Source organism: Pseudomonas crudilactis (assembly GCF_013433315.1).
Taxonomy (GTDB): Bacteria; Pseudomonadota; Gammaproteobacteria; order Pseudomonadales; family Pseudomonadaceae; genus Aquipseudomonas; species Aquipseudomonas crudilactis.
In genome coordinates this window covers 36,008-48,230 of the sequence record NZ_WXVV01000012.1, presented here as the reverse complement: position 1 = coordinate 48,230, position 12,223 = coordinate 36,008, and the positions used below count along the sequence as shown (strand labels likewise).

At 60.3% G+C, this 12,223-nt stretch carries 10 protein-coding genes; all 10 read right to left on the bottom strand.

The window, feature by feature from the left end; genetic code table 11:
• Positions 1–33: 33 nt before the first annotated feature.
• The 10 genes from purF to asd all read right to left on the bottom strand — a co-directional run bounded on the left by purF (position 34) and on the right by asd (position 12,209).
• Positions 34–1,539, bottom strand: a complete 1,506-nt coding sequence (gene purF, locus GTU76_RS14735; protein WP_016984539.1) for an amidophosphoribosyltransferase — start codon at positions 1,537–1,539, stop codon at positions 34–36.
• A 41-nt stretch (positions 1,540–1,580) separates the two neighbouring features.
• Positions 1,581–2,141, bottom strand: a complete 561-nt coding sequence (locus tag GTU76_RS14730) for a CvpA family protein (protein ID WP_016984538.1) — start codon at positions 2,139–2,141, stop codon at positions 1,581–1,583.
• Positions 2,142–2,239: 98 nt separating this feature from the next.
• Entirely contained in the window at positions 2,240–2,896 is a 657-nt protein-coding gene (locus tag GTU76_RS14725) for an SPOR domain-containing protein (protein WP_016984537.1), read from the bottom strand.
• A complete protein-coding gene (folC, locus tag GTU76_RS14720) occupies positions 2,880–4,187 on the bottom strand; it encodes a bifunctional tetrahydrofolate synthase/dihydrofolate synthase (RefSeq protein ID WP_180698912.1) in 1,308 nt (435 codons plus the stop codon). Before folC ends, GTU76_RS14725 begins: the two co-directional genes overlap by 17 nt.
• Positions 4,184–5,104, bottom strand: a complete 921-nt coding sequence (gene accD, locus GTU76_RS14715; RefSeq protein WP_016984535.1) for an acetyl-CoA carboxylase, carboxyltransferase subunit beta — start codon at positions 5,102–5,104, stop codon at positions 4,184–4,186. The genes folC and accD overlap by 4 nt, the downstream gene beginning before the upstream one ends.
• 204 nt (positions 5,105–5,308) lie before the next feature.
• Positions 5,309–5,935 (bottom strand): phosphoribosylanthranilate isomerase, encoded by a 627-nt coding sequence (locus GTU76_RS14710; protein WP_175554833.1) that lies wholly within the window; start codon positions 5,933–5,935, stop codon positions 5,309–5,311.
• A 65-nt stretch (positions 5,936–6,000) separates the two neighbouring features.
• On the bottom strand, positions 6,001–6,825 hold the full coding sequence (gene truA / locus GTU76_RS14705) for a tRNA pseudouridine(38-40) synthase TruA (protein WP_180699019.1): 825 nt from the start codon (positions 6,823–6,825) through the stop codon (positions 6,001–6,003).
• A 246-nt stretch (positions 6,826–7,071) separates the two neighbouring features.
• On the bottom strand, positions 7,072–9,723 hold the full coding sequence (locus GTU76_RS14700) for a motility hub landmark protein FimV (protein WP_180698911.1): 2,652 nt from the start codon (positions 9,721–9,723) through the stop codon (positions 7,072–7,074).
• Between the two features lie 208 nt (positions 9,724–9,931).
• Positions 9,932–10,942, bottom strand: a complete 1,011-nt coding sequence (locus GTU76_RS14695) for an aspartate-semialdehyde dehydrogenase (RefSeq protein ID WP_180698910.1) — start codon at positions 10,940–10,942, stop codon at positions 9,932–9,934.
• A gap of 154 nt (positions 10,943–11,096) precedes the next feature.
• Positions 11,097–12,209 (bottom strand): aspartate-semialdehyde dehydrogenase, encoded by a 1,113-nt coding sequence (gene asd / locus GTU76_RS14690; protein ID WP_007913448.1) that lies wholly within the window; start codon positions 12,207–12,209, stop codon positions 11,097–11,099.
• Positions 12,210–12,223: the final 14 nt, after the last annotated feature.

Below are 12,223 nucleotides of genomic sequence, written 5' to 3'. Positions count from 1 at the left end.
ATACAAAACCGGCCCCTCAGGGCCGGTAGAAACTCAGTTGTTGTACAGATCGATGATCGCACTGACCGCCTGGGTCTTGACCTTCGAGGCATCGTTGCGTGCCTGCTCGATCTTGTCCAGATAGGCCTCGTCGACATCGCCGGTGACGTACTTGCCGTCAAACACCGCGCAATCGAAGTTCTCGATCTTGATCTTGCCGCCACCGACCGCTTCGATCAAGTCAGGCAGGTCCTGATAGATCAGCCAGTCAGCACCGATCAGATCCGCCACGTCCTGAGTCGAACGGTTGTGTGCGATCAGCTCGTGGGCGCTTGGCATGTCGATGCCATACACGTTCGGGAAGCGTACCGCCGGCGCGGCCGAGCAGAAGTAGACGTTTTTCGCGCCGGCTTCGCGGGCCATCTGGATGATCTGCTTGCAGGTGGTGCCGCGCACGATCGAGTCGTCTACCAGCATCACGTTCTTGCCGCGGAATTCCAGCTCGATGGCGTTGAGCTTCTGGCGTACCGACTTCTTGCGCGCCGCTTGGCCCGGCATGATGAAGGTACGGCCGATGTAACGGTTCTTGACGAAACCTTCGCGGAATTTCACGCCCAAGTGGTTGGCCAGTTCCAGTGCCGCGGTACGGCTGGTGTCCGGAATCGGGATAACCACATCGATGTCGTGCTCTGGACGCTCGCGCAGGATCTTCTCGGCGAGCTTCTCGCCCATGCGCAGACGGGCCTTGTAGACCGACACGCCGTCGATGATCGAATCCGGACGCGCCAGGTAGACGTGCTCGAAAATGCATGGAGTCAGGGACGGGTTGGTCGCGCACTGACGTGTGTGCAGCTTGCCGTCTTCAGTGATGTAGACCGCTTCGCCCGGTGCCAGGTCGCGAATCAGGGTAAAACCGAGCACGTCCAGCGAAACGCTTTCGGACGCGATCATGTATTCGACGCCTTCGTCGGTATGACGCTGGCCGAACACGATCGGGCGGATGCCGTGCGGGTCACGGAAACCGACGATGCCGTAGCCAGTCACCATGGCGACTACTGCGTAGCCGCCGACACAACGGTTGTGCACGTCGGTCACGGCGGCAAACACGTCTTCTTCGGTCGGTTGCAGCTTGCCGCGCTGGGCCAGCTCATGCGCGAACACGTTGAGCAGCACTTCCGAGTCGGAACTGGTGTTGACGTGACGCAGATCGGACTCGTAGATCTCTTTGGCCAACTGCTCAACGTTGGTCAGGTTACCGTTGTGCGCCAGAGTAATGCCGTAAGGCGAGTTGACGTAAAACGGCTGGGCTTCGGCCGACGTCGAGCTGCCCGCGGTCGGGTAACGGACGTGGCCGATACCCATGTGGCCGACCAGACGCTGCATGTGACGCTGTTGAAAGACGTCACGCACCAGGCCATTGTCCTTGCGCAGGAACAACCGGCCATCATGGCTGGTGACGATACCGGCAGCGTCCTGGCCGCGGTGCTGGAGCACGGTTAGCGCGTCATACAGCGCCTGATTGACGTTCGACTTACCGACGATACCGACGATGCCACACATGCGACGCAACCCCTACTTAATGGATCTGAACTGAACAACACTCACTGAGGCGTTTTCGCCGACGGCAAGAGTTGCTCCTTGAACGGAATATCAGCGGGTACGCTGATTCCGCTGGCAAGCCACTGACTGCTCCACCCGAGAATCAGGTTTTTGGACCAATCAGCGACCAATAGAAATTTTGGTACGAGCTGTGATTCTTTCCACCACCCGTCCTGCTGTACCGGCCCCAGGCTCAACAGCCCGACCGCCACGACCACCAGCAACACGCCACGCGCTGCGCCGAAGGCCATGCCGAGGAATCGATCGGTCCCGGACAACCCGGTGACGCGAACCAACTCGCCGATAAGATAATTGATCATTGCGCCCACGATCAGTGTGGCGACAAACATGATGGCACAGCCCGCGATCACGCGAGCCGATGGGGTTTCGATGTATCCGGCGAGGTACTCGGACAATGAACCACCAAACATCCAGGCGACGACTCCTGCGATGATCCAGGTCACCAGCGATAATGCTTCCTTGACGAAGCCGCGGCTCAAACTGATCAAAGCGGAGATGGCGACGATTGCAACGATCGCCCAGTCAACCCAGGTAAATGGCACAGTGCAGCCTACAGACGGATAAGGCGGCGCATTTTAGCAGAGCGCATGCCTCTCGGTAAGCTGCGATTGTCAGTGCATTTCAATCGAGGCGATAGTTTTTAACCGCGCTCAGGCTGGAAGCGAACAACAAAACCCTTGAGGTTCTGCTGACGACCCAACAGATCACGCAGACGATCGGCTTCGGCACGCTCGATCAGCGGACCGACAAACACCCGATTCTTGCCATCGGCGGAGCGGATGTAAGCGTTATAGCCCTGACTGCGCAGGGTCTTCTGCAGGCTTTCGGCGCTGGCACGACTCGACAGACTGGCCAGTTGCACCGACCAGCTCACCGACAGACCGTTGGCATCGACGCGGCTTTGCGTTGTGTCCGGCTTGGACGAGGACGCAGTGATCGGCTGAGCAGGCGCAGGAATCGGCTTGGCGACCGCCGGCGGCGCAACAGGCTTGGTGATCATAATGGGCGCTGTCGGTGCCGGCGCCGTCGCAACGGGTGCGGTAGGCGCCGTCTCTTCTGCGACTTCTTCATCCGTCGGCACAGGTTCTTGCGGTAAGGTTTGTGGCTCAGGCACGGCCACCGTTTCCATTTGCACTTGCGGCATGGCGGGTGCTTGCGGAGCGGCCGGCGCCTCAACGGTCACCTGACGCTGCTCATCCTGACGCGAAAACAGCATCGGCAGGAAGATCACCGCCAGCGCAACCAGCACCAAAGCGCCAACCATGCGTTGCTTGTACGCTTTATCCAGCAAAGCCATTTGCCGCTTCCTCCGTGGAGTGCCGGGCCAGCCATTCAAGGGCCTCGGCGACACAATAAAATGATCCGAACAACAGAATCTCGTCGTCACTGGTGGCTACTGCGCACTGCCCTTCCAGCGCAGCGGCGACACTGTCGTAAGACGTGACGGCGGCACCAAGGTTCTGCAATGCCGCGTTCAATTCAGCCACCGGACGGGCACGCGGCGAATCCAGCGGGGCAACAGCCCAATGCTCGACACTAGCATTCAATTCACTGACAACACCATCCAGATCCTTGTCCGCCAGCAGACCGAACACCGCCAGACGCTTGCCGACCGCTGGCCGCGAGGCCAGACGACGGGCCAGATACTCGGCGGCATGCGGGTTATGGCCTACATCGAGCAACAGATTCAGGCGCTTGCCATTCCACTCGAAGGAACGACGATCCAGCCGACCCACCACGCGCGTCGCCTGCAACGCCGTCACGATCTGCTGAGCTTCCCACGGCAAATCGAGCAGCAGATACGCCTGCAACGCCAGCGCGGCGTTTTCCATCGGCAGATCGAGCAGCGGCAAATCACGCAATTCGACAACCTGGCCTCGCGCATCGGTACCGCGCCATTGCCAGTGCTGATCAGTCATCCCGAGGTCGAAATCACGCCCACGCAAAAAGAATGGACAAGCCAGTTCACGCACCTTGTCGAGCAACGGTTGCGGAGGATTCAGATCGCCGCACAAGGCAGGTTTGCCCTGACGGAAAATTCCAGCCTTCTCGAAAGCCACGGATTCGCGAGTGTCGCCCAGATAATCGGCGTGATCGACGCCAATGCTGGTAACCAGCGCGATATCAGCATCGACCACGTTGACCGTATCCAGACGCCCGCCCAGCCCGACTTCCAGCACCACAGCGTCGAGTTTTGCCTGTTGAAACAGCCAGAACGCCGCCAGAGTGCCCATTTCGAAGTAAGTCAGAGAAGTGTCGCCACGCCCGGCCTCGACCGCAGCAAAGGCTTCGCACAGCTGCGCGTCAGTGGCTTCGACGCCATTGAGCTGCACCCGCTCGTTGTAACGCAGCAGGTGCGGAGAATTGTAGACACCAACGCTCAGACCCTGCGCACGCAGCAATGAAGCCACGAAAGCGCAGGTCGAACCCTTGCCGTTGGTGCCGGTGACCGTAATCACCCGAGGCGCCGGCTGGCCCAGCCCCATGCGGGACGCTACCTGTTGCGAACGCTCCAGGCCCATGTCGATGGCCGACGGATGCAACTGCTCAAGGTAGGCGAGCCATTCGCCAAGGGTGCGCTCGGTCATAGGCCAGCAGGTACCGGTGGAACCACGATTGGCTCGATTGGCGCGGCGACGAATTTCGGCGTCGGCTTGCCAGTCATTTGTGCCAGCAGGTTACCCAGACGCGGGCGCAGTTCCTGACGGTGGATGATCATGTCGATCGCACCGTGTTCCAGCAGGAATTCACTGCGCTGGAAGCCTTCCGGCAGCTTTTCACGCACGGTTTGTTCGATAACGCGCGGACCAGCGAAGCCGATCAGGGCTTTCGGCTCACCGACGATCACGTCACCGAGCATCGCCAGACTCGCCGAAACACCACCGTAGACCGGGTCGGTCAATACGGAGATGAACGGGATGCCCTCTTCACGCAGACGCGCCAGTACCGCCGAGGTCTTGGCCATCTGCATCAGCGAGATCAGCGCTTCCTGCATGCGCGCACCACCGGAGGCGGCGAAGCAGATCATCGGGCAGCGGTTTTCCAGCGCGTAGTTGGCCGCGCGCACGAAGCGTTCGCCAACGATAGCGCCCATCGAACCGCCCATGAAGCTGAATTCGAACGCAGAAACCACCACCGGCATGCCCAGCAAGGTGCCGCTGACGGAGATCAGCGCGTCTTTCTCGCCAGTCTGCTTCTGGGCAGCGGTCAGACGATCCTTGTATTTCTTGCCGTCGCGGAATTTCAGACGGTCAACCGGCTCCAGATCGGCGCCCAGTTCGTTGCGACCTTCAGCATCGAGGAAGATGTCGATGCGTGCACGTGCGCCGATGCGCATGTGGTGGTTGCATTTAGGGCAAACGTCCAGGGTCTTTTCCAGCTCTGGACGATACAGCACCGCCTCGCAAGACGGGCATTTGTGCCACAGACCTTCAGGGACCGAGCTCTTCTTGACCTCGGAACGCATGATCGAAGGGATCAGTTTGTCTACTAACCAGTTGCTCATGCTTTCTTTCTCCAGTACCGGCGGCCCGAACGCTCTGGTTCGCAGCCCCGCGTATGCCCTTCAGCTAAATTCATGTGTGTGGCGATGGTTGATGGACAGCCACGGTCAGCGCGAAACATGACCTGCGTGCTATCCAGAAACCCTCAGCCGCGCCTGCTTTGTGCAAGTGCATTGATGGACGGCGGCAGACTGCCAGCCGTCACATCAATATGGCGCTTTGCGTACCGCGTTGATGAACGCGTGAATCTTTGCGTGATCCTTGATGCCCTTGCTCGCCTCTACCCCACCGCTGACGTCTACCGCGTACGGTTTCACCCGAGCCACGGCGTCTGCAACGTTCTGCGGGGTCAAACCACCGGCCAGAATCAACGGTTTGCTCAAACCTTGCGGAATCAATGACCAGTCAAACGCCTCCCCGGTTCCACCGGGCACGCCCTCAACGTAGGTGTCGAGCAGCACGCCACTGGCGCTTGGATAGGCATCAATCGCTGCCGCAATATCGTCGCCAGCCTTGACCCGCAGCGCCTTGATATACGGACGATGCCAGCCTTCGCAGTCTTCAGCGACTTCATCGCCATGGAACTGCAACAGATCCAGCGGCACGGCATCGAGGATTTCCCCCAACTCGCAGCGGCTGGCGTTGACGAACAGGCCCACGGTGGTCACGAACGGCGGCAATGCCTGAATAATCGCCCGCGCCTGCTGCACGGTGACAGCACGCGGACTCTTGGCGTAGAACACGAACCCGATCGCATCCGCCCCGGCTTCGACGGCGGCCAACGCATCTTCTATGCGGGTAATCCCGCAGATCTTGCTGCGAACGGCTGACATGTCGAGAAAAACTCCAAGGCAAAATCCGGGAAAGTCCCGGATGGTAACAAAAGCGTTCGAGGGCGTCAGCCGTCAAGTTCGGAGAAACCCGTAAGGAAATGTGGCCCGATAAAACGCTCGGGCAACGGGAATTCGTCGTGGTACTCGACCTGCACCAGATACAAGCCGTACGGATGCGCCGTGACACCGCCGGACCGGCGCTCGCGGCTTTCCAGAACTTCTTTCATCCACTCCACCGGACGTTCGCCGGCACCGATGGTCATCAGCACCCCGGCGATATTGCGCACCATGTGATGCAGGAACGCATTGGCGCGGATGTCGAGCACGATCATCTTGCCGTGACGGGTCACGCGCAGGTGATGCATCTTCTTGATCGGCGACTTAGCCTGGCACTGCCCGGCGCGGAACGCACTGAAATCGTGGGTGCCAATCAGGTATTGCGCGGCCTTGGCCATGCGCTCGACGTCGAGCGGGCGATGGTTCCAGGTGATTTCTTCGTTGAGATGCGCCGGACGGATCTGATCGTTGTAGATCACATAGCGATAACGCCGCGCGATAGCTTTGAAGCGCGCATGGAAATGCGCCGGCATCACCCGCGCCCAACTGACGCTGATGTCATGCGGCAGATTGATGTTGGCGCCCATGACCCAGGCCTTCAGCGAACGATCGACCGTCGTATCAAAGTGCACCACTTGTCCGCAGGCATGCACGCCCGCGTCGGTGCGTCCGGCGCACTGTAGTGAAACCGGTGAGTTGGCGACTTTCGACAGGGCTTTTTCGAGTTCTTCCTGCACCGTCGCCACACCCGTCAACTGACGCTGCCAGCCACTGTAGCGCGAGCCTTTGTACTCCACGCCCAGCGCGACGCGGTAAAAGCCGTCGGGGGCCATTTCGGCGACCGGGTTATCTATGTTTGCCAAGGTGGGACAGCCTGCTGTTTGTGCAAAGGCGGGCATTATAAGGCTGTGGACCGGGGATACCAGTTTCAAGAGCAAAAGATCGCAGCCTTCGGCAGCTCCTACAGGGGAACGCCATCTCATGTAGGAGCTGCCGAAGGCTGCGATCTTTTGATTCAAAAAAGACAAACAAAAACGGCAGCCTAAATGGGCTGCCGTTTTCATTTACCGCTGGACTTACTACAAGCTCGAGAGCATGTCCTTGGCCTCGCCACGCTGCTTCTCGTCACCCTCGGTCAACACTTCGTTGAGGATGTCGCGTGCACCGTCGCTGTCGCCCATGTCGATGTAGGCCTGGGCCAGATCGAGCTTGGTAGCGGCTTCATCAGTGCCGGCGAGGAAGTCAAAATCATCTTCGCCCAGATCACCACCGATTGCCGCATCGGCTTCGGTGAAGGTCGGTTCGGCAATAGTTTGCGACAGACGATCCAGCTCGGCGTTGACATCATCCAGTTCGGTAGCGAACGCATCCGGTTCCGCCGCTGGATTGCTGTCCATTTCGTCGGCCAGCGACAGGTCGAAATCGGCCGGCAGCTCCAGATCATCCTGTGGCACGTCAGCGACGGCCGGCGGCTCGACTGGCGACAGATCCTTCACGCCTTCGTCCAGATCCAGCAGGAAATCATCGTCCGCCAGATCAATCGCAGGCGCCGGCTCGGCCCCCAGATCCATATCCAGGTCGAAGTCCGACAGGTCGTCCAGGTTCTCTTTGATCTCGGTCTGCTGTTGCAGCACCGATTCGAAGCTCAGGTCGTCGTCGGACGGGAATTCGTCCAGCTCGACCGGCGCTTCTGCCTCAACCACCGGCGCAGGCTCTACCGGCGTGATGTTGTCGAGATCGTCCAGGCTCAGGTCAAACGCGCTGTCCAGGTCATCTTCAACCGGGGCTGGCGCAGGTACTTCTGGCTCGTCCAGCAGCAGATCCTTGACGTATTGCGCATCCAGTTCGGCTGCGACGGCAGCAGCCGCCAAACCAGCGGCAGCCACGACGGCCATCGCTGGGAAGCGGCTCTTCAGCTCCTCAACCTTGGCGAAGTTGTCGCCATTGGCCACCAGTTGACGCTCCTGACCGACGAACGCATCGCGGTCACCCTGCTGACCATAGACTTCCATCAGTTTCAGACGCAGATCACTGCGCTGCGGCTCCAGGCTGACGCCCTCTTCCAGCAGTGCGGCAGCCTGATTCAAACGGCCGGCGTTGATGTGCGATTGCGCCTTGTCGAGCACGTCATCGGAGCGCTCGGCGGCCGGTGCCACCAGCGGCGCGGCAATCGGCTCAGCCATCACGATCGGCGCCACTACCGGAGCCACGACTGGAGCAGGAGCAGGCGCCGGGGTGTTGAGCTTGACGCTCGCCGCCGGGGTCTCCAGACCTTCAAAGCTGCTTTCCGGCAGATCCTGCTCGGCGGAGAACTCTTGCTCCTCAGACAGCGCTCGGGCCATGCGCAGATGTTTCTCGGCTTCCTGCTGAGCTTTGCGGCGACGCGCCAGCAGCAACAGCAGAAGCAGCAGAACAACTGCGCCACCACCAATCAGACCCAGCAGGATCGGGTTGGTCAGTAGTTCGTTGAAGGTCTTTTCATCATCGGCGGCAGGCTTGGTTTCGACAACCGGTTCGACCACAGGCTCAACCGGCGTCTCGGCAGGCGGCGCGATGGCAGACTCTGGCGTCGGCGCTGCTTCTGCAGGAGTTGCCGGCGGTGTGGCAGCCAGCTCAGCAGTGATCGCCGGAACCGGCGCGACTGCGCCGTTCGCGGCCGGTGCAGTGCCCGCCCCTTCGGCCTGCAGTTTCGCCAGTTGATTGTTCTTCAGCTCGATCAGCTTTTGCAGCTTGTCCATCTGGCTTTGCAAATCGGACACGCGGCTTTTCAGTTCCTCATTGTCACGACGGGTCGTGTCGAGGCTTTCCTGAGTGACCGCGAGCTTGTTGCTCAGCGCCTTGGCATCACCCGCCGGGCCTTTGCCGCGCGCCTTGGCGCTTTCAGCGGAGACCAGACTCAGATTGTCCTGGGCGTTCTGTGCTGCACCGGTATTGCCACGACCACGGTTGGTCGCATCGAGCTGCTGCTGACCGGTGCCTGGCTTAGCCACATAACGACGGCCCTGACGCCAGGCTTCGTTCTGCGCCGCCACTTCAGCAATCGCTTTCGATTGCGGCAATGCAGTGCTTTGTACCGAATCCGGCAGGCGCAGCACTTGACCGGTTTTCAGGCGGTTGATGTTGCCGCCAATGAACGCATCCGGGTTGAGCGCTTGAATGGCCAGCATGGTCTGCTGCACAGAACCGCCGGTACGCGCCTTCGCGGCGATTTCCCACAAGGTGTCGCGCGGCGTGGTGGTGTATTGCGTCGGGTGCGTAGCGCCAGTGGTTGGCGCAGTGATGGTCTGCGACGGCGCCGGTTGTGCGGCAGCATCAGCGGTCTGTGGCGAGAACTTCGACGGATCGAGCAACACGCTGTAATCGCGCAGCAGACGGCCGTTCGGCCACATCACCTGCACGAGGAATTTGACCATCGGCTCCGACAGCGGTTTGCTCGAGGTGACGCGCAGTACGCTTTTGCCACTGGCGTTGAGCACCGGAGTGAAAGTCAGGTCATTGAGGAAGGCCTGGCGATCGACGCCGGCCTTGGCAAAGTCTTCAGGTGAAGCCAGGCTCGGCACCACTTCGGCAGCGGTGAGATCCTTGACGTCGAGCAGCTCGATTTCAGCCACCAGCGGCTGGTTCAGGGTCGACTTCAGGGTCAGCTCCCCGAGCCCGAGGGCATGCGCCATACCGGAGGACAGCGCCGAGGCGGCCGCTATTGCTAACACCAGTTTGCGAACTTGAACCATAGCCTCATCCTTTGTTTGAACGTTCCTCGGCCAGCGAGAAGATGTTGAATACCGCTGCCGTAAGGCATTGCGCGCGACGACGACAGATGTCGCGCGCGATCATTTCTTTGATGCCCCGGAAAGTCCCGGAGGGTGACACGTTATCAAGCAATCTGGGCAAGCATAGCGCTCACCTAGAATCAGTCGACAAATTGTTGCCAAGTATCTTTTACAGCAGGTCTTTTATCAACAATTCAGCCACCTGCACAGCGTTTAGGGCTGCGCCTTTGCGTACGTTATCTGACGTCAGCCACAGATTTAGTTCCGCCGGGTCGTCGACACCGTTGCGCACGCGACCGACATAGACAACATCCTGCCCTACCGCGTCACCGACTGCAGTCGGGTAATCACCGGCCTCGACCAGCTCAATGCCCGGCGCTGCTTCGAGTGCAGAGTTGACCTTTTCCAGGTCGACAGCCTGCGTTGACTGCAAGGTCACGCTAAAGCTATCGCCAAAAAACACCGGGGCTTGAACGCAAGTTGCGGAAATCTTTAATAAAGGCAGTGCCAGCACCTGACGCAGCTCGCGCACCAGACGTTTTTCCAGCGGTGTATGACCCTGCGCGTCGGGCGTGCCGACCTGGGCCAGCAGGTTGAACGCTACTTGCCGATCAAAAAACGTTGGTTCCAGCGGGCGCATATTCAGCAGCTCGGCAGTTTGCCGCGCCAGCTCAGTCACCGCTTCGCGACCTTGGGCGGACATCGCCAGACTGGCGCTGACATTGACGTATTGCAGGTCGATCAGATCGAGCAACGGCGTCAACACCACGGCGAGGGTGGTGGCCGACGGACTCGGGCTGCTGACCTGGAACGGCGCTTTCAAACCGGCGAGTACTTCGGCGTTGGCTTCCGGCACCACTTGCGGCGCCTGAGCGGCCGGCAGCGCGCCGGACAGGTCGATCAGCGAGCAACCGGCGGCGTGGGCACGGGCGGCGTAGCTCAGGGTGATAGCCGGGCCAGCGGCGAAAAACACCAGTTTGACCTTGCTGAAATCGAACTCGTCGACTTCGCGAACGCGCACGTTCTTGTTGCGGAACAGCACCGAGCTGCCGGCGGATTCGCTGCTCGCCAGCAAGTGCAGATTACCGACCGGGAAGTCGCGTTCTTCGAGAATCTGAACGAGGGTTTCGCCGACAGTACCGGTGGCGCCGATCACGGCAATATCTAGGGTCTGGGTCATGGTGCGAGCCTCTGGCGAAACGGGGGGAGCGGCACTTTACCGGGTGACTGGCGCACAGGCAATTTCTGCCCGACATTTGCGGTGCCTGGAAACTCCAGGCATAAAAAAACCCGCACCCCTTTCAAGGCACGGGTTCTTTCATTACTTCAAGCAATCAACGCTCAAGCAAAATCCGCAACATGCGACGCAGCGGCTCGGCCGCGCCCCACAGCAGTTGGTCGCCAACGGTGAAGGCACCGACGAACTGCGAACCCATGTTCAGCTTGCGCAGACGACCGACCGGAACATTCAGGGTGCCGGTGACCTTGGTCGGGCTCAGCTCCTGCATGCTGATTTCGCGCTGGTTCGGTACCAGCTTGACCCAAGGGTTGTGCTGGCTGATCAGCCCTTCGATATCGGCGATCGGCACGTCTTTGTTCAGCTTGATGGTCAGCGCCTGGCTGTGGCAACGCATGGCGCCGATGCGCACGCAGATGCCGTCGACCGGGATCGGGCTCTTGAAGCGACCGAGGATCTTGTTGGTCTCGGCCTGGGCTTTCCACTCTTCGCGGCTCTGGCCGTTCGGCAGTTCCTTGTCGATCCACGGGATCAGGCTGCCGGCCAGCGGTACGCCGAAGTTTTCGGTCGGGTACGCTTCGCTGCGCATGGCATCGGCCACGCGACGGTCGATGTCGAGGATCGCACTGGCCGGATCAGCCAGTTGATCGGCGACAGCAGCGTGGGTCGCGCCCATTTGCTTGATCAGTTCACGCATGTTCTGCGCGCCGGCACCGGAGGCCGCCTGATAGGTCATGGCGCTCATCCACTCGACCAGACCGGCTTCGAACAGACCGCCCAGGCCCATCAGCATCAGGCTGACGGTGCAGTTGCCGCCGATGTAGTTCTTGGTGCCCGCGTCGAGCTGCTGGTCGATGACCTTGCGGTTGACCGGATCGAGAATGATCACCGCGTCATCGTTCATGCGCAGGCTCGAGGCCGCGTCGATCCAGTAACCCTGCCAGCCGGCTTCGCGCAGCTTGGGGAACACTTCGCTGGTGTAGTCGCCGCCCTGGCAGGTCAGAATCACGTCGAGGGTCTTCAGCTCGTCAATGCTGTAAGCATCCTTGAGCGGAGCAATGTCCTTGCCCACGGACGGGCCTTGGCCACCGACGTTGGACGTGGTGAAAAACACCGGCTCGATTAGATCGAAATCCTGCTCTTCCAGCATCCGCTGCATGAGCACGGAACCGACCATCCCGCGCCAACCGATCAGACCTACACGTTTCATCGCAACTACACCTT

Excerpts from the sequence above, each read along its gene's own strand:
- purF (WP_016984539.1), bottom strand. The coding sequence starts at position 1,539 with ATGTGTGGCATCGTCGGTATCGTCGGTAAGTCGAACGTCAATCAGGCG.
- GTU76_RS14725 (WP_016984537.1), bottom strand. The coding sequence starts at position 2,896 with ATGGCTTTGCTGGATAAAGCGTACAAGCAACGCATGGTTGGCGCTTTG.
- folC (WP_180698912.1), bottom strand. The coding sequence starts at position 4,187 with ATGACCGAGCGCACCCTTGGCGAATGGCTCGCCTACCTTGAGCAGTTG.
- accD (WP_016984535.1), bottom strand. The coding sequence starts at position 5,104 with ATGAGCAACTGGTTAGTAGACAAACTGATCCCTTCGATCATGCGTTCC.
- GTU76_RS14710 (WP_175554833.1), bottom strand. The coding sequence starts at position 5,935 with ATGTCAGCCGTTCGCAGCAAGATCTGCGGGATTACCCGCATAGAAGAT.
- truA (WP_180699019.1), bottom strand. The coding sequence starts at position 6,825 with ATGGCCCCCGACGGCTTTTACCGCGTCGCGCTGGGCGTGGAGTACAAA.
- GTU76_RS14700 (WP_180698911.1), bottom strand. The coding sequence starts at position 9,723 with ATGGTTCAAGTTCGCAAACTGGTGTTAGCAATAGCGGCCGCCTCGGCG.
- GTU76_RS14695 (WP_180698910.1), bottom strand. The coding sequence starts at position 10,942 with ATGACCCAGACCCTAGATATTGCCGTGATCGGCGCCACCGGTACTGTC.
- asd (WP_007913448.1), bottom strand. The coding sequence starts at position 12,209 with ATGAAACGTGTAGGTCTGATCGGTTGGCGCGGGATGGTCGGTTCCGTG.